This is a genomic window from Tenacibaculum sp. L6 (assembly GCF_028823685.1).
Lineage (GTDB): Bacteria > Bacteroidota > Bacteroidia > Flavobacteriales > Flavobacteriaceae > Polaribacter.
In genome coordinates this window covers 1-609 of record NZ_JAPEHZ010000185.1, presented here as the reverse complement: position 1 = coordinate 609, position 609 = coordinate 1, and the positions used below count along the sequence as shown (strand labels likewise).

The window sequence follows — 609 nt, the reverse complement described above, 5'->3', positions numbered from 1 at the left end:
TCCTGATTTTACAGCTATAGATACTCAAGTAGTACGAGGTGAAACTTACGAATTAACAGCAACCGTTAACGCTGCAGGCAATAGTGATATAAATACTTTTGCTTGGATAGATTGGAACCAAAACTGTACATTCGACACTAATGAAACCTACAAAATAACATCTAACACTGTGAGTATTACAGTTCCTGAAGATGCTCCGTTAGGTTCAGTAATTATGAGAGTTTCGGTAAAACCTGATTCAGATCCGAATTCTTGTGGATTAAATTTTAATGGCGAAGTAGAAGATTACACAGTTATTGTTGAAGAAAGTTTTGCAACAGACAACACTCTGTTTAAAGACCTTCGTACATTCCCAGTTCCTTCTGACGGAGCACTTACTGTAAACTTTAAGGTTAAAGACAAAAATTCAACCATTATCCGTTTATTCGATTTTAGAGGAAGATTGCTTGAAACTCAAGAGTTTTCTACTATTTCAAGTGAGTTCAACAAAGTAATTGAATTTAACAAAACTACTAGCGGATTCTACCTAATGCAAATCGAAAATGCAGGAAAACAAATAACAAAAAAGATTGCCATTAGGTAATCTCTTTTCCATACAAAACAAAAAAG

General features: G+C 34.2%; 1 protein-coding gene. It reads left to right on the top strand.

Annotated elements, in window-relative coordinates; genetic code table 11:
* On the top strand, positions 1 to 583 hold a 583-nt coding region (locus OU788_RS12635), incomplete at its 5' end, for a GEVED domain-containing protein (protein ID WP_274635487.1).
* Positions 584 to 609 lie beyond the last annotated feature (26 nt).